The following is a 26,396-nucleotide window of genomic DNA, read 5'->3' as shown; positions in this document are numbered from 1 at the left end:
TGTATTTTATTTCATTGCATCTCGTATTTTCAAATAGCTCATCACTTATCACTTATAACTCATCACTCAAATACGTCTCTATATCCTTATCCCCCCGTCCCGACACCGTCAGCACCACCACGTCCGTCGGCTTGAACCTCATCTTCTCCAGCGCACCCAGTGCGTGGGCGCTTTCCAATGCGGGGATGATGCCCTCGAGCCGGGTCAGCTCGTAGGCGGCGCGGATGGCTTCGTCGTCGTTCACGGCGAGGACGATGGCACGTTTCTGCTTGGCAAGGTTGGCGTGCATGGGGCCGATGCCCGGATAGTCCAGTCCGGCAGAGATGGAATAGGGCTCTTCTATCTGTCCGTCCTCGTTCTGGATGACGTAGGTGCGCGAGCCGTGGATGATGCCCATCTTGCCGAGGGCGATGGTGGCGGCTGTCATTCCCGTTTCAATGCCTTTTCCTCCGGCTTCGGCGAGGACGATTTGCACGTGCGGGTCGTTGACGTAGTGATAGATGGTGCCGGCTGCATTGCTTCCTCCGCCTACGCAGGCGATGAGGTAGTCGGGGCATTCGCGTCCTTCATGCTCAAGAAGTTGTTTCCTGATTTCTTCGCTGATGACGGACTGCAGGCGTGCCACCATGTCGGGGTACGGATGCGGGCCGACGGTGGAACCTATCACGTAGTAGGTGTCCGAGGGATGACAGCACCAGTCGCGGATGGCTTCGTTGGTGGCGTCCTTCAACGTCATATTGCCACTGGTGACGGGAACGACGGTGGCGCCGAGCATCTTCATCTTCTCCACATTGACGCGCTGGCGCTCTACGTCGGTCTTACCCATGTAGACGATGCATTCCATGTTCATCAAGGCGCAGACGGTGGCTGTGGCCACACCGTGCTGTCCGGCTCCGGTTTCGGCGATGATGCGGCGCTTGCCCATGCGGCGTGCCAGCAACACCTGCCCGATGCTGTTGTTGATTTTGTGGGCACCGGTGTGGTTCAGGTCTTCACGCTTGAGGTAAATCCGGCAACCGTACTTCTCGGACAAGCGGTGTGCCAAGTAGAGTGGGGAAGGGCGTCCCACGTAGTCGCGCAGCAACTGGTCGTATTCACGCTTGAAGTCCTCACTTTGCAGCACCTTGAGGTAGGTGTTCTGCAACTCTTCTACACATTTGTGGAGGATTTCGGGAACGTATGCCCCGCCGAACTCTCCGTAATAACCTTCTTTGTCAACTAAGAAATTCATCATGTTATTTACTATTTGACGATTTACTATTTACTATTTCAGAAATCAAAACGCATTATTGTTTAAACGAAAAAAGCCCCGTCGCTTGGTGCGACAGGGCTCTTTTTGTTTTTTACTATATATTACATATATACATACGAGCGCTGCTCCCTTACGACTGTCGGAGTTGTAACGGGTGCCACCACCAATATGTATTTACTAACATTGTTTTCATTGACTTTTTTTGTTTTATCGGGGGCAAAGACAGTGCAAACCGAATGTATAATAAAATGAACTTGTTCATTTTTTATGCTGAGGTGCAGCCTGTCTTCGTTTTCGCGACAAATATAAGCACTTTGTTTTAACTGCCAAAATAAATATGACTTTTTTTCTGGATAAGAACATTTTTCTTGAAATATTGTTCTTATAAGTGTAGTAAAAACGAATATTCATTCAAAAAAAGAAAGGAACAGACTATGAATCGAAAACATTTAGTTGCCATAGGCGTGGTTATTGCTGTACTATTGTTATTATACTGGCTCTTTGTGGCCGAAGATATGAATGCCTGGCTGAATGTAAACTGATTTTTCGGGATTTTCGTGTGGAGTTATTCGGATAAAGATGTATCTTCGCAAAAAAACATAGACTCATGAAAGGATTAAGTTATTCATTTTTGCGTGCTATATGTGCGCTGGTTATCGGTTTGGTGCTGGTGATGTTTCCCGACCAGGCGGGTGATTACTTTGTGATTACGATAGGTGTCATTTTTCTGGTGCCTTCGCTTATCAGCATCATAGGCTACTTTGCACAGAGCACGGAGATGCGCAGCCGTTTCCCTATTGAGGGGGTGGGCAGCCTGCTGTTTGGCTTGTGGCTGATTATCATGCCCGGTTTCTTTGCCGATTTGCTGACATTTGTATTGGGATTTATCCTGGTGATGGGAGGAGTGCAACAGATTGCCTCGCTTTCCGCTGCCCGTCGCTGGATGCCGGTACCGGGAGGTTTTTATGTGGTTCCGGTATTAATTCTGCTTGCCGGCTTGGTTGCGCTGTTCAATCCTACGGGAGTACGCTCCACGGCATTTATTATTATCGGTATCAGCAGTCTGGTCTATGCGGCTTCGGAACTGCTGAACTGGTTCAAGTTTACGCGTCGCCGCCCGAAGACACCGGATGCTTCAGTAAAGGCAGTGGACGATATTGAGGATGCACAAATTATAGAATAAAAAAACAGACCATCTGTTGAGGTTGAACAGATGGTCTGTCAGGAGTAAACGGATGGTCTGTTCATGGCACACGGACCATCCGTTTTTATTGTTTCAACCATTCATTTATCAGCTCCATCACTTGCTTCTTTTCCTCTTCGGGCAGTGTGCCGATGCGTGCCCGATGGCTTCCGCCGGGCTCTACGAATACATGGATGTTCTTCTTCCCTTTCAGCCAGGTCACTCCGGCAGCCGTCCACGGGTCGTTCTGTCCGTAGATGAATATCATTTTCGGGTCATTCTCTTTTAGGAACTTCGTGATTTTCTTGCTTAGGGTCTTGTCGAAGGGCATGTCTTTCAGCTCTTCGGGAAGCATCAGACGATGCAGGTAATCCTTGCTCGATTGGATGGAAAGATACTTCTTGAAAGGCTTCGTATCGTAGCCGTAATAGCCCAGTTCGCGGGCGGCCTGCACGAAGAATGAGGCTGTGGGACTGTCGGCAATGAAGTAGTCGGGATTACTGATGTCGAGCAGATGGGCAAATATCTCATCGTCCGAGGCCGTGGTGGCAGGGATGCTGCTGACGGGAGTTCCCCACTGCCAAAGGGCAAAAGAATACTCCAGCACGCAATAGTCGTATATCTCTTCAACGGACGCACGGAACTTGAGTCCTTTTTCATTGCAATATTTCTCAAAGCGGGGGAGCAGTGCGGCTTTCCGTTTCAACACTTCCAACTGGAAGTCCTCAATCCGTTTGCGGTCCTCCGGAGTAGACACTTTCCTGAGGAAAGGCTCGTGGCGTCCGTCTTCCGCCCCGTAGCAGAGCGGAGCTACATAAGGCACGGAAATATCCACGTCGTCCGGATAGAACGTGCGGTAGAGCAGGGTAGTCTGTCCGCCCTTGCTGATGCCGGTCGCAATCCATTTGCCGGGATAGATGCTTTTAAAGGCGTTGCGGACGGCGTGCAGGTCGTCGGCAGAATTCTCGGCGGTGAGGTATTGCCAGTCTTTGGGCTCAGGGGTGGATTCCAGGAAATAACGGTATTCCACAAAAATCATGTTGGCATCGAGCAGCTCGGAAAGTTCCTCGCGATACTTGGGATTGAGGGCATAGGCGGCTCCATAGCCTTCGGTTACAATCACCGTGGGACGGTCGAAGCCGACGTGGGAGACAATCACGCGCTGGCGGAAACTGCCCTTTTCGGGACGACGGTGGTCCAACGGCTGGGTAAAATAGGTTACATACTTCTCGGAGAACCGGGTGGACTCCAACGGACGGGTTTCCGTAATAGCGGAAATCCGACCCAGTTTTTGCTGCAGATCGGTTTGTGCCGGGGCAGCAGCCGCAACGAACAGCAAGGCAAACAGCAGGAACGCTGCATAGCAGTTACGTAAATTCTTCATGATGACAGGATTGTTTTATCTGACGGGCAAAGATAGGTTATTTCCCGCTTACCGCCAACAGTTGGCATGGACGAAAAAAGAGAGAGAACTGCCTCGCGGCACCTCTCCCCCCTGCAAACTTAAAACAACCAACAAAAGAATGAGATAGGGATTAAGGATTCATCCTTCATCCTTCATTTTTCATCTTATAAACAGTAACTCGCGATATTTGGGCAACGTCCACATCTGATTGTCGACGATGAGTTCCAGCTTGTCGATGTGGTAACGGATTTCCTCCATCATCGGTACGATGTTGTCGTGGTAGGCGATGGCTTTTTCACGTTCACTCTCAATTCTGTTGGCCACTTTGCGCGCCTCGATCATGGCATCCACATGCTCCTTGATGAAGGCGGTACGGTCGGCAATCTCTTCGATGAGTTCCAGATTCTTGGCAGACAGTTTTGCAGCCTTCTCTGCGGAGAACAGGTCTTTCATCTTGTAGACGTTGTCAATCAAATCCGACTGATACTGTGTAGCTACGGGGATAATGTGGTTCATGGCCAAATCTCCGAGCACGCGGGCTTCAATCTGTATTTTCTTGGTGTACATTTCCCATTTCACCTCGTTACGGGCTTCCAGTTCCTTTTTCGTCATGACACCGATGGACTCGAACATCCGGATGCTCTCCGGTTTCAGGTAGTTGTCGAAAATGACGGGAACACTTGTCTCGCAGTCCAGACCGCGGCGGGCTGCTTCGGCTTTCCATTCATCGCTGTAACCGTTGCCGTCAAAGTGGATAGGTTTGCAGACTTTGATGTACCGGCGGATGACTTCGAGGATGGCGGAGATTTTCGGCTCACCCTTTTCAATCAGTTCGTCCACATCTTTCTTGAATTCCGTTAACTGCTCGGCAAGGGCGGAGTTCAGCGCAATCATGGCACTGGCGCAGTTGGCCTCGGAACCCACGGCGCGGAACTCGAAGCGGTTGCCGGTGAAGGCGAACGGGCTGGTGCGGTTGCGGTCGGTATTGTCTATCATCAGTTCCGGAATCTGCGGGATGTCCAGCTTCATGCCTTGCTTGCCGCTGAGGCTGACGAGATCGTCCTTGGTGCTCTCTTCGATGTGTTCCAGCACCTGGCTCAACTGCTTGCCCAGGAAGGAAGAGATGATGGCCGGAGGCGCTTCGTTGGCACCCAGCCGGTGGGCGTTCGTCGCACTGGAGATGGAGGCTTTCAGCAATCCGTTGTGACGGTATACGGCCATCAGCGTATTCACTACGAAGGTGATGAAACGCAGGTTCTCTTCGGGCAGTTTGCCGGGTGCGTGGAGCAGGATACCGGTGTCCGTACCCAGCGACCAGTTATTATGCTTGCCGCTACCGTTGACACCCTTGAAGGGCTTTTCGTGCAGCAGTACGCGGAAACCGTGGTTACGTGCCACTTTACGCATCAAGGCCATGATGAGCATGTTGTGGTCTACCGCCAGGTTGCATTCCTCGAAGACGGGAGCCAGCTCGAACTGGTTGGGAGCCACTTCGTTGTGACGGGTCTTGACGGGGATGCCGAGTTTCAGCGCTTCGATTTCCAGTTCCTTCATGAAAGCGGCCACACGGCTGGGGATGGCCCCGAAGTAATGGTCTTCCAGCTGCTGGTTCTTGGCGCTGTCATGGCCCATCAGCGTGCGTCCGGTCATCAGCAGGTCGGGGCGTGCGGCGTACAACCCTTCGTCAACCAGAAAATATTCCTGCTCCCAGCCCAGATAGGCAACCACTTTCTTTACTTCCGGATTGAAATAGTGGCATACGTCGACGGCAGCCTTGTCTACGGCACGCAGGGCTTTCAGCAACGGTGCCTTGTAGTCCAGAGACTCACCGGTATAGGCGATGAAAATAGTCGGGATGCAGAGCGTGTCGTCTACGATGAATGCCGGGGAGGAGGGGTCCCATGCCGAGTAGCCACGTGCCTCGAACGTATTGCGGATACCGCCGTTCGGGAAACTGGAAGCGTCCGGTTCCTGCTGCACGAGCAGTTTGCCGGTGAATTCCTCCATCACGCCGCCTTTGCCGTCGTGTTCCACAAAAGCATCGTGCTTTTCGGCAGTACCTTCGGTCAGCGGATGAAACCAGTGCGTATAGTGGGTCGCCCCCATTTCAACCGCCCATTTCTTCATACCTGCGGCAACCTCGTCGGCTATGCTGCGGTCCAGCGGAGCTCCGTTGTCAATCACATCCGTCAGTTTGGCATACACCTTGCTCGGCAGATAGCGGAACATCTTCTCCTTGTTGAATACATACTTGGCAAAATACTCTGACGGACGTTCCGCCGGGACTGCCACTGCAACGGGTTTCTTCTTGAACGCCGTTTCTACTACTCTGAATCTCAATTTTGACATAATACCTTAGAGTTGTAATTGTTGGTTTAATAAAATATGAAATCATTATGCACCGTAGGCAGACTCGCCGTGTTCGTAAATGTCGAGTCCTTCTTCCTCCACACGTTTGGAAACGCGGAGGCCGTGGATTTTGTCGAGTCCTTTGAAGATGATGAATCCCATGCCTGCTGCCCATGCGCCTACTACGAGTGCACCGAATACCTGCGCTCCGAGAAAGCTCCAGCCTGCACCGTAAAACAGTCCCTCACTGGTGGAAAACAGTCCGGTGAGGATGGTTCCCGTGAAACCGCAGACGCCGTGTACGGAACTGGCCCCTACGGGGTCGTCAATTTTCAGTGTCCGGTCGATGAATTCCACCGAATAAATCATCAGGATGCCGCAGATGGTGCCGATGATTACCGACCCGAAGGGAGAAACCATGTCACAACCGGCCGTGATGCCTACCAATCCGGCCAGAATGCCATTCAGTGTCAGAGACAAGGAGGGTTTGCCATATTTCATCCAGCTTACCGCCAATGCAAAGAAACCGCCTGCGCAGGCTGCCAGATTGGTGGTGAGGAATACATGCGAGATGGCCCTTGCATCGTCCGTAGTGGCTGCTGCCAACTGTGAACCGGGGTTGAAGCCGAACCATCCGAACCAAAGGATGAATACACCCAGTGCCGCAATCGTGAGGTTATGTCCCGGAATGGCTCTTGACTTGCCGTCTTTGCCGTATTTCCCGATGCGCGGGCCGAGGATGGCCGCACCTACCAGGGCAATCCAGCCGCCTACGGAGTGGACGATGGTGGAACCTGCGAAGTCATGGAAAGTTGTTCCGAATGTTTCCATCATGAAGGAACCTGCCTCACCGTTCATCAGCCAGCCGCCGCCCCAAGTCCAGTGACCGGAAACGGGATAAATCAGCACACTGATGAAGATGGTGTAAACCAGGTACATGGAGAATTTGGTACGTTCTGCCATAGCGCCGGACACGATGGTGGCAGCCGTTGCGCAGAATACAGTCTGGAATACCAGGAAACCTTCCGTGGGAAGCCCGCCTCCGTCGTAGAACGAGAGGTCGAAGAAATGGGGCATTCCTATGAATCCGCCTGCACCGAACATCAGTCCGAAACCGATGAACCAGTAGAGCAGGCTGCCAAACATGAAGTCAACGAAGTTCTTCATCAGGATATTGGCCGTATTTTTTACTCTGGTGAAACCGGCTTCGACCAGTGCAAAGCCCGGTTGCATGAAGAATACCAGCATGGCTGCAAGCAGCATCCATACAGTGTTCAGTCCGTTGGTCAGTTCACTTAAAATAAGTTTATCCATAATTTCTTGTTGCTTTTAGTTGTATTGTATTTTCTTAGTTGTGGTTTGTAGCTGCCCGTTATCTTTCTTGTTCGGCATTGTAGAGTGCGATGTCGCCTCTCTCTGCAGTACGTATGCGTATGGCATCCTCAATGGGGATGACGAAGATACGTCCGTCGCCGATTTCACCGGTTTGTGCAGATTTGATGATGGCTTGTACGGTCTTTTCCGCATTCTTGTCGCGCACCACGATGGAGATAAGGATGCGCTCGATGGAACTGGTGTCGTACATGACACCACGGTAGATACGGGCTTGTCTGGATTTCCCGATGCCCCGTACATCATAATAGGAGAACCATTCGATGTCCGCTTCGAGCAGCGCGTCCTTCACGTCCTCGAACTTGGTCTTTCGGATAATAGCTTCAATCTTTTTCATACCTTAAATAATTTACGATTAGACAATTTACGATTTACTATTTGCCTTTCGGCGTGTATAAATCATAGTTCTTTGCTTTTAGAAGCTTAGTCCGACTACGAAATAGGCACCTTCAGACCTTGGATTCCAGGTTGCTTTGGCAAACAACGGGAGGGAGAAGGAATCGGTGATTTTGATGTCTTTTGATACTCCCAGGCTGACGTCGCATACGGCAAATCCGTTGGCTCCATAGAAGTCCGTGGCCCAAGGGGTAGCGCCTATCTCGGCCGTCCAGTCCAGACCGCCCAGTGTGAAGGGGGCTGCCACGGAGATGTAGGATGAATAAGCACGGTCACCGTCTTTGTCAATACCGTCGTCGCCTGCAAAGTTGGTGTACCAGTTTATGGCTACGGGGCCGAAATCATAGCCGATTTGCGCTTCGAACAGATGTGAGTTGGCAGCATTGTGTGCACCGTACTGGAAGTATTTGGCTGTCACCCCATCTCCGGTCACATTGTACCAGTAGTCCGTCACCGATACGCTGAAGCCTCCGGTTGAATATCCCAGTATGAGGTCGAACTCTTTCGTGTCCGAACTCTCGATGCCTACGGAGCCCCAAGCTCCCAGAGAGAAACCTTTGTAGGCGATGGATGCGCTCGGCTGGAGGCTTACCCCTCCCAAATCCTGGCCACGCCACACGTAACCGCTTACGAGGTCGACGCCTGCCGACGCTTCCACTTTATCCTGAGCCTTTGCCGTGAAAGGCATTGCCATTGATAACAGCGCCATTGCCATTATTCCCCATTTTACACTTTTTGTTTTCATACCTTTTTACCTTTAAGTTTAGAAAAATTCCGGATGATCAGTCCGACTCGATTATAGCAAGTACCTCGCTAATTCAATTGTTTTTTTTATTTCAGCCACTTCCGGATGCGCTTCATGGCTTCCACGCAGTCTTCGTGCTTGCCGAAGGCCGTTAGCCGGATATATCCTTCACCGCTGGGGCCGAAACCTACACCCGGTGTGCCCACTACATTGGCTTCGTACAGCATTTGTTCGAAGAACCGCCAGGAGCTTGTTCCGTCGGGTGTTTTCAGCCAGATGTAAGGAGCGTTCACACCGCCGTAGACTTTCAGCCCGGCCGTTTCAAGGCCCTGCTTCATGGTCCGGGCATTGTCCATATAATAATCTATCGTTTCCTTTATCTGCCGCTGTCCCTCCGGTGTGTAGATGGCTTCTGCCGCCCGCTGGGTGATGTAGCTGGTACCGTTGAACTTGGTAGATTGGCGGCGGTTCCAGAGCTTGTTCAGTGGGATGCGTTCGCCTTCCAGCGTGGCGGCAGTGAGTTCTTTCGGCACAACGGTGTAGCCACAGCGTACTCCCGTGAATCCGGCAGTCTTCGAGAAGCTGCGGAACTCGATGGCGCATTTCTTCGCTCCCTTTATCTCATAGATGGAGTGGGGTACGTCATCTTCGCGGATGAAGGCTTCGTAGGCGGCATCGAACAGAATCAGCGTGTCGTTGGCGAGCGCATAGTCCACCCATTTCTTCAGCTCGGGCTTGGTCAGGGTGGTGCCCGTGGGGTTGTTGGGGTAGCAGAGGTAGACGATGTCGATGCGCTTGTCCGGAATCTCCGGGATGAAGTCGTTCTCGGCGGTACAAGGCATGTAGGTGACGTTGCTCCACTGGCCGTTTTCCTCCAGTACTCCGGCACGTCCGCACATCACGTTGCTGTCTATATAGACCGGATAAATAGGGTCGGTCACTCCCACGCTGTTGTCGTGGCGGAGAATGTCGCCGATGTTTCCTGTGTCGCTCTTTGCTCCGTCGTTCACGAAGATTTCCGTAGGACCGAAGTGGATGCCTCGCGGAAGGTAATCGTGCTTAAGGATGGCTTCTATCAGGAAGTCGTATCCCTGCTCGGGACCATATCCACGGAATGTCCGTGCGTCAGCCATCTCCTCCACTGCCTTGTGCATCGCTTCGATGCAGACCGGTGGCAGTGGCCGGGTAACGTCTCCGATACCCAGACGGATGACCTCTTGCTTGGGATGTGTTATCCTGAAAGTATTTACCTTCTTGGCTATGTCTGAAAACAGATAACTACCCGGTAGCTTTAAAAAATGTTCGTTTACTAATGCCATAATCTTTTCTTGGTTGATAGTTGGTGATTAGTCAATTAATTCAATTTTGCCGTCGAATACTTTGGTGGCTTCTCCCGTCATCAGTACATGCCTGGTGGCGATGTCCCATCGGATGGTGAGTGAGCCTCCGTCCATGATGATGATGGATTCCCTTCCTGCGCGTCCGGTGAGGAAGGCTGCCACGGCGGTGGCACAAGCTCCGGTTCCGCAGGCTTGGGTGATGCCCGAGCCTCGTTCCCAGACACGCATCCTTATTTTTCCTTCTCCCAATATCTGGGCAAATTCTACATTGATGCGTCCGGGGAAGAGAGGGTGATTCTCCAGTTTGGGACCGATGACTGTAAGGTCGATGGCTTCAATATCATTGACAAAGATTACCAGATGCGGGTTTCCCATGGATACGGTGGTCCCTACATATCGTTCTCCGTCCACTTCGATGGGCTGTTCTTTCATCGGTTTGGCTCCTTTGCCGTCGTAGTCTGCCGGTTCGTCGGCAGGTATGCCCATGTCTACGGTTACAGAGTTGACCTTTCCGTCTGCCAAGTGCAGGTTTAGCATCCTTATACCTGACAGTGTATCGAGTGCGATTTCTGTTTTGGAGGTCAGTCCGTAGTCAAAAAGATATTTTCCGATGCAGCGGCTTGCATTGCCGCACATCCGGGCCTCCGAGCCGTCGGCATTGAATATCCGCATGCTGAAATCGGCCTTGTCCGAAGAACCGATAAGTACCAGACCGTCACTTCCAATTCCCGTATGCGGTGCACTCCATGCCCTCGCAAGTTCTTCCGGATGGCTGATAGGATATTGGGTCGTATCTACATAAATGTAGTCGTTTCCGGCACCGTGCATCTTGGTGAATTTTATAGCTCTTGTCATTTTGTCCTTTATCGGTTGGTTAATATATCCTTTTGTTTTATTTCGATGCAAATATACGACGTTTTGTTTTATAATTAACTGTAAAGCATATCTATTTTCTATTATTTTTTAGCGAAACTTTCATTCAATGAGAATATCTACTGTCAGGCTTTCAATTTAAAAGCATATGGCTTTGTTTTTATATAAATTGTAATCCATGTGAAAGTTTAGTTTGACTCAAAATAAGAAAAAAGATTTTTTATAAGACTAATTGCTATCTTTTTGAAAACAAGAAACCGCTCCATTGCGGACATAATGAAGCGGTTTGTTTGGTTTTTGTTTCTAAATGTATAAGGAGCGGCTATTTTTTCTTTAAAATTTCTTCCAGCACTACCGGCTCATTGGTTGTGATGAAATCTACTCCTTGGCTGATGAGCCATTCCATGTCTTTGGCTTCGTTTACGGTCCAGGCGTTTACTTTCATGCCGAGGTCGTGGCATTCCTTTATCCATTCAGGATGTTTTTGGAAGACACTGAAGTGATAGTCGGGACCGGCACAACCCCATGCTTTCAACTCCTTGGGGGTAAGGTCACCGGTCAGGTAGTAGACGGGGGTGCCTTTGGGTGCCAGACGGATAAACTCCTTGGTGGCATGTTGGGAGAAGGTGATATATTCCGTACGGTCCTCCAGCCCTTTGTCCTTTATCATTTTTACGATGCCCTCTACGGCTCGTGTTTCCTGTTCGGGGGTCTTGTGGGCTTTCAGTTCGAGGATAAGGCGGGTTTTCAGGCTTTTTGCCTTGTCCAGATACTGTTGCAGGGTAGGGAGTTGTTCGCCGTTGTCCAGTTGTACGGCGGTGCATACCTTGGCTGTGGCATCTTGCATAGTCACGCCTTTAAAGGTGGCGTCATGATTGACAACCAGCTGATTGTCTGTGGTGAGCCAAACGTCGAACTCGGAGCCGTAGCAGTGGATAGAATCAGCCTTTACAAGTGCGGCAAGGGAGTTCTGAGCCGAACCGTCTGTAGTCCAGAAACCACGGTGGGCAATGACTTCCTGGGCCTGGATAGTGCCGCATGCAGCAAAGAGCAGGGCAGAAGCAAAAAATAGTTTTTTCAGATTCATAATGATTAGGGTGTTTTGTTTTGAACACAAAGATAAGTATTATATTTCTTTTATTAAATCTAACCCCTGAGTAATTTCAGTATGTACTTTCCGGGCATCACGATGCGGGCTTTCAGCTGGGGTGAGCTGTTCAACTCATATAGGATTTTCCAGATTTTCCCTCCCAGTTTTCCAAAATCTGTCAGTCTTAGGATGGCATTCAAATCGTGGATGTCGGTTACTTTCTGCCTTGCCAGTTCTTCCATTAGGCCTTGGTAATTATGCGTCTGTCTGTTGAGCGTGTACTCCGGTGGAGTCAGAAGAATCTCCTCCTTCCTTCTTCCCGTCTCCCCTTGGGGAGATAGAGAGGGGTTTTCTTTATTCTCTTTATTTAGTTTATTTGCTAAAGCGCTGCTTGTCTTGGCATCCCTGATTCTCTGCTGGTTAACCAGTCCACCGCGACGTCCGGCCTCTTTTTTAGCTTCTTGTTGGGCGTCCCATGGCTCCATGCGGCGGCTTAGTCCGGGGGATGAGAAGCTTGTCTCGTTCACCTCGAACAGCGCATAGTCATAGATGATTCGCTTCAGTGTGGCGGTTGTCACCCTTGCTTTTTGTGCCAGTATGGGAATCACTTTCAGGCTGGCTTTATATTCATTCTGCAATCTGAGGAATTCGAGCACTGTCCAGTAAATGCCATATCCTTTCATACCTTCTTCTTGTATCATAATCATTAATTTTAGGTTGCTGCCGGCATTGGCATCATGTAGTAAATAAGCCTCCATAGCTTTTGATATTGGTGTTTTTTTGTTAGTTTACTATCGGTCTCCATTCCATAAAGTTCTCAATCAGAAAAGTCCGCCAGCCTTGTTGTTCCGCGTCCCAATAGGCTACGTGAGCTTTAATGCTTGTCATGTCATGTTTCTTTTTGAAGTCGCTTTCGTAGGAAACAAGGGTTCCTTTTCCCATGTAGAAGCTGCCGTCCTGCTTTCGGTAGGCTATCAATGCATATCCGTATTGCATGTATTCCAGTAGGGAATTTATGCGCTGTGCCATCCATTGTACAGACTCCATGCTCAATGTCGTGTTTTCCATAATCCGTTTTTCCCATAGCTTTTTTGCTTTTTCTGTTTTGGATACAAATTGCTCCTCAAATTCAGTTTTCTCTTTTCCCATTTTTTATGTTTTTAGGGTTAGTAAATGTATGATAATCAGTAATGAAAAAAGGCTACTCCTTTCAGTACGGATGGCTACGCCCTTGCCTTGTTGAGGCTACACCATCCGACGAGAAAGGTGTAGCCCTTCTGTCCGGTTGCTGACGGCGGCAAAATTACCGCCTTTCCAGGTACTGAACTATCAGTGATTTATCCTTACATCATATCCGTATGGGTCAATCAGTGTGGTGTCTTCCCGTTTTATGATGGCCCATACCTTCTCCAATTCGGTGATTATGGTGCTGTAAGTCAAAGGCTTTTGCTCTCCTCTGGCTCTCTTTGTGAAGTTTTCGGATGCTACGAGCAACTTGGCTATATCCGTTATTTTTCTAATTTTTGTGCCTTCAAAATAGCCTGATTTAAAGGCTCTTAAGTAACCTACATAAACATGGGTCTGGTCTCCGTAGTAAACCCGTTCTGACAATAGCTTTTCATCCACTATGGAACTGTGTTCTTTTACTTTTGTTACTTTTAGTTTCTGTGTATCAGATTGATACGACATGCTTCTCTGTTCGTTACTGTTGAGATGCTTCTTTTTTTGAGTTCTTTCATTTGTGTAATTCTTCGTTCGTTTAACTGTTTTTTATTCTGGTTAAAAAATGCGAAAGTATAAAAAGTGAGGGAGAAATAAGGGAATTTTGGTGGGAAATGTGAAGGGTGAGTTGTAAATGGTTGATATATAAGATGATATGCTGTTTAAAAAACGTACGTTTAATGAACGCAAAGATAGAGACGTTTTTTGTAATGGCAAAATGTTTGATAGAAAAATGTTCCTAATAATAAATAATGATAAGTATATTACATTGAATTTCAGTAGTATATGCAATATATGTAATCAGTTAAAATCTTCTTATTTTTAGCTCTTTGAGTATGTCTTGTATAAGTTCGAAATAGGTGTTTTTTAAACGTACGATTAAAAAACGCTTTTTTGTTTCTAATACGTTCGTTTATAGTCTCTTACCAAAAGGTAATGAACAACCACAGAGAATCTGTTGACAAGAAGGGCATAGTGCTTGTCAAACTTCCCATAAAATGCTCGCAAGTGATTGAACTACAGTTATGTAATAGTAGTTCAAAGCCCCCAAGGAATACCTTTTTCTAAGTAAAATTAACAAGAATAGAAATGGATAAAGAGACCGAAGTTTGGTTTGCCATGCGTGCTACATACCGCAGGGAGCTTGAAGCTATGCATCTTCTCGAAAAGGCAAATCTTGGCTGTTTCATTCCCATGCAATATAAGATAAGTATCCGTAGGGGCAGGAAAGTCCGTGCTTTGGTTCCCGTCATCCGTAACCTGGTTTTTGTCCACGCACGTCCTTCCGAAGTGCAGCGATTTAAGTCTCAAATTACTTATTTGCAATATATTACTGATACCCGTAGCGGTCAGAAAATAGTCATTCCTGACCATGATATGCAGCGTTTCATAGCCGTTGCTGGTACCTACAATGACCATCTTCTCTATTTTCAACCCGAAGAACTGAATCTCTCCAAAGGTACGAAAGTCCGTATCACCGGTGGCGACTTCGAGGGTCAAGAAGGTGTTTTTCTAAAAGTAAAAGGTGCCCGTGATCGTCGTGTAGTGATTGCTATACAAGGTATCATTGCCGTTGCCATGGCGACCATCCATCCGGATCTCATCGAAGTGATCCGCTAGTCTTTAATTGTTAATTTATAATTTTTAATTAATCATGTCTCTTTTAGAAGAAGCACTCCTCCTTCAGCGTGCTGCGCACGATCTGATGTATTTGGGTATGGACGGGAGTCCTATCTATAGTGATGACTTGTCCCGTCGTAACAGCGAAGTCTATCGCTTGACCACAACTTTGTATAATTCCAGTATCTGGGGCACTACGGTGGAGGAGCAGGCAAATGTCTGTCTTGCTCTCTTGAAAGGGTATAGTGCCTCGTTCATTGACCATGGTGAAAAGCTACAACATGTGCAGGAGGTATTGAAGCGCTGTTGGGATATTCTGGATATTCTTCCTGCTTCATTACTAAAGCTTCGTCTGCTTACTGCTTGCTATGGTGAGGTGTTTGATGAGGCTTTGGTGGATGAAGCTCGTTCCATCATTGCTTCTTGGAGTGTTGCATCACTGACTGCCGAGCAGCAGGAAGCAGTTGATGAGTTTCAGAATGTGGTGGATAATCCTTATCCATGGGAGGAAATGGAATAAAAATGTATAAATAGGATTTCTCTTTGAAGAAAAAACGTATATTTGCATATAGCTTCTAAAAAAGAGAAATAAGATGGAACAGATGCGTAAACTGCCGATTGGTATACAGACTTTTGAAAAGCTGCGTGAAGAAAATTATCTTTATGTAGACAAAACAGCAATGGTCTATAAGATAGCATCCAATTCCACTCCCTATTTTTTGAGCCGTCCTCGCCGTTTCGGTAAGAGTTTGCTTATATCTACCTTCGAAGCTTACTTTCAAGGACGTAAAGATTTGTTTCACGGACTTGCCATCGAAAAACTGGAAACCCGGTGGGAGGAATATCCTGTATTGCATCTGGACTTGAATGCCCGTAAATATGAAACAGCCGGAGATTTGGTAGCCATGCTTAATCAATATCTGGAAAAGTGGGAATTGAAATATGGTGCGGAAAAGCAGGAGCGTAGTCCCGAAGAGCGCTTTGCCTATGTGATAGAGCAGGCGTATGCCCAGACGGGTAAGCAAGTGGTAGTGTTGATTGATGAATATGATAAGCCTTTGCTTCAAGCTCTTTCGGATGAAAAGCTAACGGAAGAATATCGTCGGATATTGAAAGCCTTTTATGGGGTACTGAAAAGTGCCGACCGTTATCTCCGCTTTGTTTTTTTGACGGGTGTGACGAAGTTTGCGCAGATTAGCGTGTTCAGTGATTTAAATCAGTTGCAGGACATCAGTACATGGCCCGACTATTCTTCTTTATGTGGTATTACTAAGGAAGAACTGCTCACAACGTTTACTCCGGAGATAGAACGTTTGGGTGTTTCCAATGGAATGGACTTTGATACAACTTTGGAGCAGATGACCAAGCTGTATGACGGTTATCATTTTTACCCCCATTGTGAAGGGGTTTTTAATCCTTTCAGTGTGTTGAATGCATGCAAGTCGAAGATTTTGGATAATTTCTGGTTTCAGACCGGTACTCCTACCTATTTGGTAAATTTATTGAAAGAGAGTGATTATGATTTGCGCCTTCTGATTGAGGGAGTTGAAGTGACGGCTTCCGCCTTTTTTGAGTATCGTGCGGAAGTAAAGAATCCGCTTCCCATGATTTATCAGAGTGGTTATCTGACCATCAAAGACTACGATAGGGATGTTTTATTGTACACTTTGGGTTTTCCCAATGATGAGGTACGCTATGGTTTCTTGAATTTCTTGGTTCCTTATTATACAGGAGTGACTGATGATGAAACCGGTTTCCACATAGCCAAGTTTATGCGTGAACTCCGTTCCGGTGATGTGGATGCATTCATGGAACGCCTGCAAGTATTCTTTGCAGGCATTCCCTACGAACTGAGCAACAATACCGAACGCCACTATCAGGCCATCTTTTATGTCGTCTTCACTTTGCTGGGTCAATTCGTACAGGCGGAAGTGCGCAGTGCGCGTGGTCGTGCCGATGCCGTGGTGCAGACAAAAGATGCCGTTTACGTCTTTGAGTTCAAGCTGAACGGCAGTGCCGAAGATGCCTTGAAGCAAATTGATGAGAGAGGTTATCTGATTCCTTATGTGCTGGATGGCAGGCGGCTGGTGAAAGTGGGGGTGAACTTCAGCAAGGAGACACGGAATGTGGAGAGGTATATTGTGGAATAACTCTTTAGCACTCATGCCTCGGCAAACTTCCTTTCCTATGAACGATAGGAATCCAAACTAATAATACTTAAAACTCAAGTCCTTTTTTGATATTCTTTATGTAAGCAGTCAAAAAATGGCTATTGATTGCTTTCCTTGCGGAAAAATGTTTTGAGATGGTTCATTATGCAGAACCGGGTAAAAAGCCCGGGTGGGGTTATTTCCCTTCTGAAAGCCATCCGGAGGTAGTAACCAATTTTGAAGGCACTAGAGCCACTCCTGAATTTCTGCAGGCTATTGCCTATGAAGTTTATGTGAAGAATGTGACTTTCGGTCTTCTTCGTCAATAGCTGACAGATATGGGCATGACCGTTTCTAAAAACACATTGTGCAACTGGCTTAAGAAAGGCAAGAAATACCTGGATGAATTGGTCTGTGTATTGAAGTCCATAGCTTTGGAAAAAGACTCGATTGTGAATTGCGATGAGACCTGGTGTAAAGTGCGTAAATATGATCACTATAAGAAGTGCTACATTTGGGTGCTGGTCAACAAGGCTCAGAAAACAGCCATTTTCTTCTATGAGAATGGCTCGCGCGGTCGTGATGTACTTACAGACTTTTTGGGTGATGCAGAATTGAAGAGTATTATGTCCGACGGATACAATGCTTATGTATTTATCGGCAATGAGTTGAAATCAGCCCGGTTTAAATATGGTAGTGATGCCGGTGCTGGGATGGCTGCAACTTATCACAGTATGATAGGAACGGTAAAGCTTCATGGCAGTTCTGTCTGGAACTTCATCGGAACTTTTTTCAAAAAAATCTTTAACGGATGCCGGGATTATGTTAACATGGTTCCTGACAAAATCACTTTGGCTACAAGCCAATGTTAATTTCAAAACTAATTAATTAACAAAACTCGATTTAGGGCACAGAAAAGTGCCCTTTCAAAAGGGGATGCCCTAAATTGAGTGCTTACAGCCGCTTGTTTAATCCAGAAATAAACAACAAGCAAGAAATAAATGAGAACATTAGGTTCTAACGCAATATATAATATACTTTACAAGAGTTTGAACGCATTGTTCCCTTTGGTCACTATGGCATATGTATCACGTGTGCTATTGCCAGTTGGGGTAGGCAAGGTCGCATCGGCACAAAATATAGTGTCATATTTTGTGATAATTGCCTCTTTGGGACTTCCCACATATGGAGTGAAAAAGATAGCAGAATGCTTTGATGAAAGGGAGAAGCGAAGCAAAACATTCTCAGAACTTGCAGTAATAAATGCGATCAGTACATTGATATGTATATGTGTATACTTGGGCATAGTTTTAGGAATTGACTATTTTGAAGACAAATTACTCATATCATTTATTGTTGGCATTCAATTATTTGCAAATATTTTCAATATTGACTGGTTCTATCAAGGTATAGAAGAATATCGTTATATAATGTTTCGCAGTTTTATTGTTAAGCTGCTTGCTTTAGCGTCAGTTTTTATATTTGTTCATAATGCAAACGATTTTCCTATATATGCTTTAATTGTTACCCTGAGTCTTGTTTCTAACTACATTTTTAATGTTGTTAATTTACATAAATATGTAGATTTCCAATATAATGGCCTTGATGTCAGCCGCCATTTAAAACCTGTATTTGTACTTTTAGCTACAACGATTGCTATTGAGATATACACGCTCGCAGATACTACAATGTTGAGTCTTTTTAAGGGTGATGAAATTGTTGGCTACTATACAAATTCTGCAAAGACCGTTGGAATAGCACGAGTCATGATAGCTGCAGCAAGTGCGGTTTTCTTACCTCGACTAAACTACTACTTAAGTCATGGAAGAGAGCTGGAATTTGAGTCGCTGGCTTTCAAGGGGCTGTCGATGCTACTTACTTTATCTTTGCCTGTAGCCGTAGGGCTTATGCTACTAGCAGAAGATTGTACTCTCATAATGTTTGGTAAGGAGTTTGAAGCAACAATATTATCTATGCAAATACTCACTGTTTCAGTTGTAACTATTGCTATTAGTAACTTCACAGGATATCAGATATTAGTCTCATTAGGAAAAGAAACAATAGTTTTATATTCTACAATTATCGGAGCAATAATCAATGTGGTGCTAAATGTTTTGTTAATTATACCATATGGACATTATGGAGCGGCTATTGCATCTGTTGTTACAGAGTTTGTTATTGCAGCATATCAATTGTATTATGTTAACAAGTACATACCACTTTCTCTTAAATCAATTGTCAAGCAGACGTTTCTTCCGCTGGTAGCTATGGTTTCTGTAGTATATGTGACTAAGTTATTGTTTGATAATATCTATATACAAACTGTAATTGCTGTTCTATTAGGTAGTATTACATACTTATTTTTATGTATTGCTTCAGGAAACGAAACTATTACTTTGCTCAAAAATAAGTGCAAAAAATAATATATATTATGCCACATTACGATTACCTCATAGTGGGTTCTGGTCTTTACGGAACTACATTCGCATACAAAGCTAAACAAGCAGGGAAGAAAGTGCTTGTGATTGAAAAACGTCCTCATCTCGGTGGCAATGTATATTGTGAGTCCATTGAGGGCATAAACGTGCATAAGTATGGTGCGCATATCTTCCACACCAACAACAAGGAGGTGTGGGACTTCGTGAATTCTATCGTTGAGTTTAACCGCTACACTAACTGTCCTGTAGCTAACTACAAGGGTGAGTTGTACAACTTACCTTTCAATATGAATACTTTCAACCGTATGTGGCCTGAGGTACATACACCTATACAGGCAAAGAAAAAGATTGATGATCAGAGGTCAGAGGCCGTAGCTGCTCTTGGTGGTCGCGAACCTCAAAATCTTGCTGAGCAGGCTTTGTGCCTTGTAGGCAAGGATATTTTCTACAAACTCATCAAGGAATACACGGAGAAACAGTGGGGACGTAGCTGTAAGGATCTTCCCACATTTATCATCAAGCGTCTGCCTGTTCGTATGATTTTTGACAACAACTACTTCAATGATTGTTATCAAGGTATTCCTATCGGTGGCTACAATAAACTCATCGAAGGATTGCTTGAGGGTGTGGAATGCAAGACTGGGGTCAATTTCTTCAATTCAGAGTACAAGGATTGGAAGAACTATGCTAGCAAGCTTGTTTATACTGGTGCTTTAGATGAGTACTTCGACTATAAGTTAGGTAAGCTTGATTGGCGTACCGTCAACTTCAAGACTCGTGTAGAAAATACACCTAACTACCAAGGTAATGCCGTTGTGAACTATACCAGTCACGATGAACTTTATACTCGCGTCATTGAACACAAGCACTTTGAGATGTTTGGTCAGGAAGTTTATGATTGTCCAAAGACTGTTGTTAGCGAAGAGTATTCAACCGAATACGAGGAAGGTATGGAACCATACTATCCTGTAAACGATGACCGCAACAATGCCCTTGCTAAAGAGTATCGCAAGTTAGCTGAAAAAGAAGAAGGCGTTATCTTTGGCGGTCGCCTTGGCCAGTATAGATATTTTGATATGGCTCCTGTGATTGAGCAAGTGTTGAATATTGAAAATATTTGAGTATATGAAAAAAGTGTTGATATGGGATTTGAACTATGTATTAAAAAACTCTGGAGGTCCTGCTGGATATTTATACAATATTAGAGAATACCTTTTGAAGCATCCAACTAAAGATGCAGAAATACATTTTTTGAAGGATGATTTAGGCATTCCTAATGTTGATAGGTCTGTAAATACTAACCATAAGGACTTGATGAAGAAAATACATAAGTTGGATATTCTCTCACTTATGGGGTATTTTCGCACCTTCAGATGCTTAATGTATTGGAATAAGAAACTAAGTGCAAAATCTATATCTGGTATAAATCTGAATGATTTTGACGCTATTCATTTTCATAATTCTGGAGATTTGTATAGAGCTTCTGAACTTCTTAGGTCTTATGAAGGTAAGATTATACTGACTACGCATTCTCCGCAACCAAAGGCGTGTGAGGATGTAGAGAATATTGTTTATAAGTGGTCTGTTTTGCGAAGATTAATAAAAAAACAAATTTTGAAGAAAGAATTACAAGGATGGGAAAAAGCGGATTATATAATGTTTCCTGTGCAAGGTGCACTCGAACCATATTATGTAGAAAAAGAGATAAAAGATTATAAGGATTGCAATACCGATAAATTCATTTATTGCGAGAGTTCGATACTTGACAAACCAATCTCAAAACCGCTAGATAGAGAAGAATTAGGTATAGATTCCTCTAAATATCTAATATGCTATTTGGGGCGTCATAATGAAATTAAGGGTTACGACCAACTGAAACTCTTTGCAGAGCATATCTTGTCAAAAGATAGTAGATTTGAGTTTGTTATAGCAGGAAACGAGGAACCATTAACCAGACTTGATCATCCAAACTGGAAAGAGTTAGGTTGGATTAACTATGGTAATCGTTTGGTATCTTCATCGGATATTTTTATTTTGCCCAATAAGGAAACGTATTTTGATCTTGTTACTTTAGAAGTCATGAGAGAGGGGATTCCTATTCTTATGTCTAGAACTGGTGGTAACAAATTCTTCGAAAGGTACGGAGAGGAGTATGGTATTTTCTTGTATAACTATGGAGACATAAAAGACCAAGAAGCACAATTCAACAAAATGATTTATGAGTTGGAAAATGGAATATTGAAAGTCAAAGCTAAGAAACTTCGAAACTTGTTCATAGAACATTTTACAATGGAGCATTATATAAGCAGATATATAGAAACCGTAAAGAATATTTGCTAATAATAGTAGCTGTTTTTAATTATGTTATTATTTTTTACATTAATAACAATAATAATAGACCTCTTTTATCTATTTGTATCACTAAAGGCAGTATTAAAAAATAGATATAGTATACTACACCTATGTAGTATACTGTTTTTTATTATTCAAGTATTGCCGCTGGTAGTAGATATGTTCAATGATGTAAATTCATTAGGTACCCATACTAAATATTTATATAATGCACTGACTGATGAAAACACTGCATATCTTTATAATTTGTTTGCTATTTTTGTAATGGTAGGATTGACGTCAACAGCACAAAAGTTTGCACATAAAAGAGTAAATATTATGTTTCAAAGGACAAAAGCTATAAATAGCTTTTACCGTTTATGTATTGTGTTGTTGATGTTCGCTCCAGTAGCTGCAGTTATTCTGGCGCCAACGCCCGAAATCTACACGAATTTTTCGTATTTTTACACTCATTCGTATAATCCACTGGCTGTAGAATATTTGTATCATAGATTGGTAATGCCGTATATTATCTATCTGTCTTTTCTATCGATACTGGTATATTATTATTTAATTAAAGGGAGCACAAGTAAAAATATTATAATGCTTCTTTCTAGTGTCATATGTATTTGGATAGATGGAAAAAGAGGTCTGCTGGCCTTTCTAATTGTAGGTATATTACTAGTAGATTTTATAAAAAATCAGACTCAATCTAATTGGAAGCTGGTAAAAAAAGGCGCGTTACTTTCTTGTGTGTTTATAGCCTACTTTGCTGTATATTCTATGTTCACAACTAAAAATACTGATGATAGTTTTTATGAAACATACGATGCATATTTTAGCCGTGAGTCTGAGGTGAAATTATCTATTTATAGCCGTCTTAATGGAGCGGATATGCTGCCTTACGATGGTGCTACTCTTTTATATGATATAACTTGTTACATTCCAAGATTTTTATGGGAAGATAAGCCATATGGTTTTTTTAATTATCTAACGGCCTATGCCTACAACGGACACGCAGAGACATTTATGGAGGGTTCCAACTTCCAAGTTAATATCTGGTCAGAATATATAGCAAATTTTGGACTACTAGGCTGTATACTCTCGCTATTGTTTATTATTGGAATTGTACGAGTGTCAGAGCGGTCTAATGTGGCAATGCTAAATATATCAGGAAGTGTTTTCGTGTTGATATATTTATTCTTTGGATTTGAATTAATAGTAATGGTTTTGTTTTATGCTTGGTTGTATTTCTTTGTTTTCAAAAGAAAATCAAGCCTACATCGAACTAGAACAACTTATTGAATATTCTTAAATAGCTTGTAATGGACGTAATATATATACAAGATCAGGAAATTGACCATTACAATGGCCAATTCTATCATTCCAAATCGGAGCACTTCTTCTCACGTTTTCTTGCGGGCTTAAATGAGAATGATACTTTGACAGTATATACAGGCATCATCAATCGTAACTGTGCTCAGGAGGTGGCTAAATACAAGGATGTAACTAACCCTCGTATCACTTACAAGCAGGTACCGGAGTTTCGTAATCCGAAGAACCTTCTTGCTATCAATCGCTTGATGAAACGGGTTCTCAAGGATGCAGATTTCTGCTATTTGCGTAGTGGCATTGCTGCCTCATTTGCCAGCACTATTTGTCTCAAGAAGCATATACCCTATATGGCAGTAGTGAATGAGGACATATTCCGTAATACGATTGCCCATTCTCGTCTATTGGTTCGTTTGTCAGCCTATCCTCTTTCTTATTACACCCATCGCATGGTTCGAGAAGCTAACTATGCTTGCTATGTTACACAGGATTATCTGCAGAGTAACTACCCATGCAAAGGCAAGAGCCTTGGTTGTTCGGATATTGAGTTCCTTGATATTAATGAGTTGTCATTGACAAAACGTTTGAATAAGATTCAGAAGCAAGCGGGAACGATTGTACTGGGAACTGTAGGATCAGTAGATACAGAGTTGAAAGGACAGGATACTATCATCAAGGCTTTGGCAAAACTAAAAGCCGAAGGTTTCACCAACTACATATTTCAAATGGTTGGAACAGGTAAACCTAATCGTCTACGCAATCTAGCTGCCGAGTTGGGGATTGCTAATCAGATTGAATTTCTAGGCGAGTTTAAGCATGATGATGTTCAAAAATGGTTCGAAACTATTGATATTTATGTACATCCCAGTCGTTCAGAAGGTCTCCCTCGTACCATCTTAGAAGCTATGACCAAGGCTGTTCCTTGTATTTGCTCTTCTGTTGGTGGTATACCAGAACTCATAGATGGTGATTCGCTTTTTACTTACGATGGTACAGAGATTGATACTTTAGTAAATATAATCAAAGGCTTTAGCAAAGATAAGATGGAGTTTGAGGCAAAGATTAACTTTGAGCGTTCAAAGAATTACGAACCGAAATTACTTGAGCAAAAGCGAACTGTTTTCTTTGCACAGGCTATCAATGAATTTCGTAAGAAATAAAAGATAAAATCGACATTATGAATTTATATTATTCTCGAATTTATCGTAAACTTGGATTCGCTAATAACGACAATATGGGGATCGCATACTGCAAGACTATCTAACTTTGATGGTATATTGACCAATAAAAGAAATCACGAGCTTTTGAGATTCTGTAAGCAGTCAAAAAATGGGTAAGCAGTCAAAAAATGGCTATTGATTGCAACCTCTATCTTCGCTGCGAACAAAAATTTTAGAATTTATGTATAGCAGTGAAGATCTTGAAAGGTTTTACTTTCAATACCAGACCGAGGCTTTGCCTCATGGAGAATCTCTCCAATCGTTTTGCGTTAAGAACAAAGTTCCTTATAACATCTTTCAGAAATGGTACAAGGATACCCGTAAAAAAGTAGTTGAAGTCCAGGTTGATGGTGCTCCTGCAATTGGTCATGAGGAAAAATCCAGGGCTAGTGATCAACCTCAACCGGTATCACCAAGCAGAGATGATCACCCGGTTCGTATTTGGGTTGGGATTCGTATCAGCAATGGCTTGCATTTGTCCCAAAAGAATTTAAGCTACCAGGATTTGGTTCGTATGGTAGAGCAGTTGGAGGGGTTATGTTGAGTGTTACCGGTCTGAATCATTTTTATTATGTCCGTGACTTTACCGATATGCGTTGTAAGCACAGCCGTGTGCTGTCTGTCATTCGTGAACGGCTTCACCGTGAGCCCAATGATGGAGACGTCTTTATAGTCATGTCTCGAAATCGCAGGATAGTCCGTATGTTTTCATTTGATAATCGTTCATATAGTCTGTTCGAAAAGAAGTTTGTAGCAGGCTATCAGTTCATGAAAGTAGAGCGGAACGGGGCAGATACTGTTTATCGGATTGACTGGAAGGACGTGGTTTTGATTCTTGAGAATCCTATAGTTAAAATATTAAAAATCAGATAATTAATCTATTTGTCCACTTGCGTTTTTGCGATTATTTTATTACCTTTAATGCTGTAAATCAAAGGTTTAAGTATGATCGATCTGCAAGATATAATTACAACAAAACGAGAGTTGTTGAGTAGGGCAACCTGCTCACTCAGCCCTATAAATTATAGTGCAGGTATGGCAGAGGATCAGAAAGAGCGGTACATACAATACCTTGCCGAACAGAATCAGGATCTTCGGTTGACAAGTGATGCCATGAAGCTTGTTTTGGAGGATTTTATGGCTCAGATGAAGGATCTGAAGGATCAGGTGTCCTCTATGGAATCGAAACATGCTGACCTTGAGAATCGGTTGTCAGAAGAGCATAAACTTCGCAAATCGGCTGAACGTAAGATTAAGTCACTTCAGGAAAGACTTGATTATGCCCATCAGGAACGTTTTGGTGATCGACGTCAAAAGATCAAATCTAAAGCTAAGACGGGTGATTCAGACCGGAACAAGGAGAAGGATGATTATGATGGAACCGATGATACGCTTCGCACGGATTCGGTTGGTCATGTCCAATCACCGGAGGTTAAAGAGCCTTCCGGGAAAGGTCGTGATTTGTCCAATCGTCCTGACGGTTATAAAACGACGGGAGTATCCGGAGAAGTAATAGAGCATCCTTCTGACTTGACAAAGGTTCCCGGTCGCATCATTGAAAGGAGAATGGTACGGGTGTTCAGTTTCCGTACTTTCCTTACGGAAGAATGTTTTGAGATGGTTCATTATGCAGAGCCTGGTAAAAAGCCCAGGTGGGGTTATTTCCCTTCTGAAGGCCATCCGGAGGTGGTGACCAGATTCGAGGGTACTAAAGCTACTCCTGAATTTCTGCAGGCTATCGCCTATGAAGTTTATGTGAAGAATGTGACTTTCGGTCTTCTTCACCAATGGCTGACAGATATGGGCATGACCGTTTCTAAAAACACATTGCGCAACTGGCTTAAGAAAGGCAAGAAATACCTGGATGAATTGGTCTGTGTATTGAAGTCCATAGCTTTGGAAAAAGACTCGATAGTGAACTGCGATGAGACCTGGTGTAAGGTGCGTAAATATGATCACTATAAGAAGTGCTATATTTGGGTTCTGGTCAACAAGGCTCGGAAAACAGCCATTTTCTTCTATGAGAATGGCTCGCGCGGTCGTGAGGTACTTACAGACT

At 44.5% G+C, this 26,396-nt stretch carries 24 protein-coding genes and 1 pseudogene; 13 read left to right on the top strand and 12 right to left on the bottom strand.

Features of this window, described 5'->3' with window-relative positions:
* Positions 1-52: 52 nt before the first annotated feature.
* Positions 53-1,231, bottom strand: a complete 1,179-nt coding sequence (trpB, locus tag DWY55_RS14450) for a tryptophan synthase subunit beta (RefSeq protein ID WP_171029006.1) — start codon at positions 1,229-1,231, stop codon at positions 53-55.
* Positions 1,232-1,859: 628 nt separating this feature from the next.
* Between trpB and DWY55_RS14440 the strand changes: the two genes are divergently transcribed.
* Complete coding sequence (locus DWY55_RS14440) at positions 1,860-2,435, top strand: HdeD family acid-resistance protein (RefSeq protein ID WP_005827537.1); 576 nt, start codon at positions 1,860-1,862, stop codon at positions 2,433-2,435.
* An 85-nt stretch (positions 2,436-2,520) separates the two neighbouring features.
* On the opposite strand, the gene DWY55_RS14435 is transcribed toward DWY55_RS14440, so the two are convergent.
* The 11 genes from DWY55_RS14435 to DWY55_RS14385 all read right to left on the bottom strand — a co-directional run bounded on the left by DWY55_RS14435 (position 2,521) and on the right by DWY55_RS14385 (position 13,714).
* Entirely contained in the window at positions 2,521-3,819 is a 1,299-nt protein-coding gene (locus DWY55_RS14435) for a S28 family serine protease (RefSeq protein WP_035448683.1), read from the bottom strand.
* A gap of 180 nt (positions 3,820-3,999) precedes the next feature.
* Entirely contained in the window at positions 4,000-6,189 is a 2,190-nt protein-coding gene (locus tag DWY55_RS14430) for a glutamine synthetase III (protein WP_035448681.1), read from the bottom strand.
* 45 nt (positions 6,190-6,234) lie between these two features.
* A complete protein-coding gene (locus DWY55_RS14425) occupies positions 6,235-7,503 on the bottom strand; it encodes an ammonium transporter (protein WP_005827546.1) in 1,269 nt (422 codons plus the stop codon).
* Positions 7,504-7,561: 58 nt separating this feature from the next.
* Positions 7,562-7,918, bottom strand: coding sequence for a P-II family nitrogen regulator (locus DWY55_RS14420; protein ID WP_005827548.1), 357 nt, complete (start codon positions 7,916-7,918; stop codon positions 7,562-7,564).
* Positions 7,919-7,996: 78 nt separating this feature from the next.
* Entirely contained in the window at positions 7,997-8,722 is a 726-nt protein-coding gene (locus DWY55_RS14415; RefSeq protein ID WP_008664380.1) for a TorF family putative porin, read from the bottom strand.
* Positions 8,723-8,808: 86 nt separating this feature from the next.
* A complete protein-coding gene (locus DWY55_RS14410) occupies positions 8,809-10,041 on the bottom strand; it encodes an LL-diaminopimelate aminotransferase (RefSeq protein ID WP_008664381.1) in 1,233 nt (410 codons plus the stop codon).
* A 27-nt stretch (positions 10,042-10,068) separates the two neighbouring features.
* Positions 10,069-10,917 (bottom strand): diaminopimelate epimerase, encoded by an 849-nt coding sequence (dapF, locus tag DWY55_RS14405; protein WP_005827555.1) that lies wholly within the window; start codon positions 10,915-10,917, stop codon positions 10,069-10,071.
* A 340-nt stretch (positions 10,918-11,257) separates the two neighbouring features.
* Positions 11,258-12,022, bottom strand: coding sequence for a glycerophosphodiester phosphodiesterase family protein (locus DWY55_RS14400; RefSeq protein ID WP_005837303.1), 765 nt, complete (start codon positions 12,020-12,022; stop codon positions 11,258-11,260).
* A 59-nt stretch (positions 12,023-12,081) separates the two neighbouring features.
* Positions 12,082-12,783 carry a Lin1244/Lin1753 domain-containing protein gene (locus DWY55_RS14395; protein WP_005827562.1) on the bottom strand — a complete coding sequence of 234 codons (702 nt, stop codon included), beginning with the start codon at positions 12,781-12,783 and terminating at the stop codon, positions 12,082-12,084.
* A 25-nt stretch (positions 12,784-12,808) separates the two neighbouring features.
* Positions 12,809-13,174 (bottom strand): SH3 beta-barrel fold-containing protein, encoded by a 366-nt coding sequence (locus tag DWY55_RS14390; protein ID WP_035448671.1) that lies wholly within the window; start codon positions 13,172-13,174, stop codon positions 12,809-12,811.
* Between the two features lie 180 nt (positions 13,175-13,354).
* On the bottom strand, positions 13,355-13,714 hold the full coding sequence (locus DWY55_RS14385; RefSeq protein ID WP_117588873.1) for a hypothetical protein: 360 nt from the start codon (positions 13,712-13,714) through the stop codon (positions 13,355-13,357).
* 615 nt (positions 13,715-14,329) lie between these two features.
* Here DWY55_RS14385 and DWY55_RS14380 point away from each other — a divergent pair.
* The 12 genes and pseudogenes from DWY55_RS14380 to DWY55_RS14325 form a co-directional block, all read left to right on the top strand.
* Positions 14,330-14,866: a UpxY family transcription antiterminator gene (locus DWY55_RS14380; RefSeq protein WP_057254150.1), complete on the top strand. Its 537-nt coding sequence runs from the start codon at positions 14,330-14,332 to the stop codon at positions 14,864-14,866.
* A 34-nt stretch (positions 14,867-14,900) separates the two neighbouring features.
* Positions 14,901-15,386 carry a UpxZ family transcription anti-terminator antagonist gene (locus tag DWY55_RS14375; RefSeq protein ID WP_057254148.1) on the top strand — a complete coding sequence of 162 codons (486 nt, stop codon included), beginning with the start codon at positions 14,901-14,903 and terminating at the stop codon, positions 15,384-15,386.
* Positions 15,387-15,459: 73 nt separating this feature from the next.
* Entirely contained in the window at positions 15,460-17,016 is a 1,557-nt protein-coding gene (locus DWY55_RS14370) for an ATP-binding protein (protein WP_120178116.1), read from the top strand.
* 131 nt (positions 17,017-17,147) lie between these two features.
* Positions 17,148-17,888, top strand: a pseudogene (locus tag DWY55_RS14365) (IS66 family transposase); the annotation flags it as partial.
* Between the two features lie 129 nt (positions 17,889-18,017).
* Complete coding sequence (locus DWY55_RS14360; protein WP_120178115.1) at positions 18,018-19,439, top strand: flippase; 1,422 nt, start codon at positions 18,018-18,020, stop codon at positions 19,437-19,439.
* A gap of 8 nt (positions 19,440-19,447) precedes the next feature.
* Positions 19,448-20,575 carry a UDP-galactopyranose mutase gene (gene glf, locus DWY55_RS14355; protein WP_117881031.1) on the top strand — a complete coding sequence of 376 codons (1,128 nt, stop codon included), beginning with the start codon at positions 19,448-19,450 and terminating at the stop codon, positions 20,573-20,575.
* A gap of 4 nt (positions 20,576-20,579) precedes the next feature.
* Positions 20,580-21,794: a glycosyltransferase family 4 protein gene (locus tag DWY55_RS14350; RefSeq protein WP_117881028.1), complete on the top strand. Its 1,215-nt coding sequence runs from the start codon at positions 20,580-20,582 to the stop codon at positions 21,792-21,794.
* A 21-nt stretch (positions 21,795-21,815) separates the two neighbouring features.
* Positions 21,816-23,090 (top strand): hypothetical protein, encoded by a 1,275-nt coding sequence (locus tag DWY55_RS14345; protein WP_117881025.1) that lies wholly within the window; start codon positions 21,816-21,818, stop codon positions 23,088-23,090.
* 20 nt (positions 23,091-23,110) lie between these two features.
* Positions 23,111-24,277: a glycosyltransferase gene (locus tag DWY55_RS14340; protein WP_120178114.1), complete on the top strand. Its 1,167-nt coding sequence runs from the start codon at positions 23,111-23,113 to the stop codon at positions 24,275-24,277.
* A 241-nt stretch (positions 24,278-24,518) separates the two neighbouring features.
* A complete protein-coding gene (locus DWY55_RS22200) occupies positions 24,519-24,881 on the top strand; it encodes a hypothetical protein (protein WP_005827598.1) in 363 nt (120 codons plus the stop codon).
* Complete coding sequence (tnpB, locus tag DWY55_RS14330) at positions 24,875-25,210, top strand: IS66 family insertion sequence element accessory protein TnpB (protein ID WP_120178117.1); 336 nt, start codon at positions 24,875-24,877, stop codon at positions 25,208-25,210. Before DWY55_RS22200 ends, tnpB begins: the two co-directional genes overlap by 7 nt.
* A 72-nt stretch (positions 25,211-25,282) precedes the next feature.
* Positions 25,283-26,396: IS66 family transposase (locus tag DWY55_RS14325; protein ID WP_165859517.1), on the top strand; the 1,114-nt coding region annotated here is incomplete at its 3' end.

Origin of the sequence: Bacteroides sp. AF25-38AC, assembly GCF_003602995.1 — a bacterium.
Lineage (GTDB): Bacteria > Bacteroidota > Bacteroidia > Bacteroidales > Bacteroidaceae > Bacteroides > Bacteroides uniformis.
This window is presented reverse-complemented; position numbering and strand designations above follow the sequence as displayed.

Coding starts and splice junctions, on each gene's coding strand:
- DWY55_RS14395 (WP_005827562.1), bottom strand. CDS start 12,783: ATGGAGGCTTATTTACTACATGATGCCAATGCCGGCAGCAACCTAAAA.
- tnpB (WP_120178117.1), top strand. CDS start 24,875: ATGTTGAGTGTTACCGGTCTGAATCATTTTTATTATGTCCGTGACTTT.
- dapF (WP_005827555.1), bottom strand. CDS start 10,917: ATGACAAGAGCTATAAAATTCACCAAGATGCACGGTGCCGGAAACGAC.
- DWY55_RS14420 (WP_005827548.1), bottom strand. CDS start 7,918: ATGAAAAAGATTGAAGCTATTATCCGAAAGACCAAGTTCGAGGACGTG.
- DWY55_RS14440 (WP_005827537.1), top strand. CDS start 1,860: ATGAAAGGATTAAGTTATTCATTTTTGCGTGCTATATGTGCGCTGGTT.
- DWY55_RS14435 (WP_035448683.1), bottom strand. CDS start 3,819: ATGAAGAATTTACGTAACTGCTATGCAGCGTTCCTGCTGTTTGCCTTG.
- DWY55_RS14415 (WP_008664380.1), bottom strand. CDS start 8,722: ATGAAAACAAAAAGTGTAAAATGGGGAATAATGGCAATGGCGCTGTTA.
- DWY55_RS14410 (WP_008664381.1), bottom strand. CDS start 10,041: ATGGCATTAGTAAACGAACATTTTTTAAAGCTACCGGGTAGTTATCTG.
- DWY55_RS14375 (WP_057254148.1), top strand. CDS start 14,901: ATGTCTCTTTTAGAAGAAGCACTCCTCCTTCAGCGTGCTGCGCACGAT.
- DWY55_RS14425 (WP_005827546.1), bottom strand. CDS start 7,503: ATGGATAAACTTATTTTAAGTGAACTGACCAACGGACTGAACACTGTA.
- glf (WP_117881031.1), top strand. CDS start 19,448: ATGCCACATTACGATTACCTCATAGTGGGTTCTGGTCTTTACGGAACT.
- DWY55_RS14370 (WP_120178116.1), top strand. CDS start 15,460: ATGGAACAGATGCGTAAACTGCCGATTGGTATACAGACTTTTGAAAAG.
- DWY55_RS14400 (WP_005837303.1), bottom strand. CDS start 12,022: ATGAATCTGAAAAAACTATTTTTTGCTTCTGCCCTGCTCTTTGCTGCA.
- DWY55_RS14390 (WP_035448671.1), bottom strand. CDS start 13,174: ATGGGAAAAGAGAAAACTGAATTTGAGGAGCAATTTGTATCCAAAACA.
- DWY55_RS14350 (WP_117881028.1), top strand. CDS start 20,580: ATGAAAAAAGTGTTGATATGGGATTTGAACTATGTATTAAAAAACTCT.
- DWY55_RS14360 (WP_120178115.1), top strand. CDS start 18,018: ATGAGAACATTAGGTTCTAACGCAATATATAATATACTTTACAAGAGT.
- DWY55_RS14340 (WP_120178114.1), top strand. CDS start 23,111: ATGGACGTAATATATATACAAGATCAGGAAATTGACCATTACAATGGC.
- DWY55_RS14385 (WP_117588873.1), bottom strand. CDS start 13,714: ATGTCGTATCAATCTGATACACAGAAACTAAAAGTAACAAAAGTAAAA.
- DWY55_RS22200 (WP_005827598.1), top strand. CDS start 24,519: ATGTATAGCAGTGAAGATCTTGAAAGGTTTTACTTTCAATACCAGACC.
- trpB (WP_171029006.1), bottom strand. CDS start 1,231: ATGAATTTCTTAGTTGACAAAGAAGGTTATTACGGAGAGTTCGGCGGG.
- DWY55_RS14345 (WP_117881025.1), top strand. CDS start 21,816: ATGTTATTATTTTTTACATTAATAACAATAATAATAGACCTCTTTTAT.
- DWY55_RS14430 (WP_035448681.1), bottom strand. CDS start 6,189: ATGTCAAAATTGAGATTCAGAGTAGTAGAAACGGCGTTCAAGAAGAAA.